The organism is Bacillus sp. LR--39 (genome assembly GCF_053613335.1).
The window spans coordinates 1-990 of record NZ_JBSIOT010000407.1; the positions used below are offsets into that span (position 1 = coordinate 1).

Below are 990 nucleotides of genomic sequence, written 5' to 3' on the forward strand. Positions count from 1 at the left end.
ACTTTTTTCACAGGCCATTTATCTTGCAGCAAATGGAGCATTTCATCACCATACAGGCGGTCCACTTCTTCATCCGTGACAAGCATAATCCTTGTTAAAGGCCTGTTTAAAGAGGTTAATAGTTCGCAAGCCTTTTTTCTGATACCTTGTCCGATAAAAACAGGATATGACGAGGAAGCAGTTTGAACATGCAGTGTCTTCATTAAAATTCCCTCGACAGTTTTCTCATATTCTCCACATTTTCTCTAATGCGGTCAATTTGATCTAATCCGAATTGTTCAACGACTGCGTTCGCAATTTCCCAAGCGACAGCCGCTTCAGCGACTACACTTGCCGCAGGAACAGCACAGCTGTCTGAACGTTCAATGCTGGCGGAAAACGGTTCTTTCGTTTCAATATCGACACTTTTCAGAGGTTTATACAAAGTCGGAATCGGCTTCATGACTCCGCGGACAACGATTGGCATCCCTGTCGTCATGCCGCCTTCCAGTCCGCCAAGTCTGTTAGTAGCACGGGTGTATCCTTTTTCCTCGTCCCAAATGATCTCGTCATGGACTTCGCTTCCATTTCGGCCTGCCGCCTCAAATCCGATCCCGAATTCCACACCTTTAAATGCATTAATTGACAGTACAGCGGCAGCAAGCTTGCTATCCAGTTTGCGGTCATAATGGACATAGCTGCCCACGCCTACCGGCATTCCCTCGACAATGACTTCTACTATTCCGCCGATGGAATCTCCGTTTGCCTTTGCTTCATCAATGGCAGCCATCATTTTTTTGCCTGCCTCTTCATCGTAGCATCTGACAGGAGACTCTTCCGTTACGCGCTGCAGGTCTTCAATTGACGTATATTCTGTTTTTTCAGCTTTAACAGCGCCAATTTGCAACACGTGGCCCGCCACCTTAATGCCAAGCTCAGAAAGAATCTTTTTAGCTACAGCCCCTGCCGCCACTCTGACAGTTGTTTCCCTTGCTGAAGAACGCTCAAGCA

General features: G+C 47.0%; 1 protein-coding gene and 1 pseudogene. Both read right to left on the reverse strand.

Annotated features, from left to right (window positions below):
* Positions 1–203, reverse strand: a pseudogene (locus ACWHAR_RS23635) (3-dehydroquinate synthase); the annotation flags it as partial.
* The coding region (aroC, locus tag ACWHAR_RS23640; protein ID WP_452088011.1) for a chorismate synthase at positions 203–990 on the reverse strand (788 nt) is incomplete at its 5' end. The pseudogene ACWHAR_RS23635 and the gene aroC, both read right to left, overlap by 1 nt.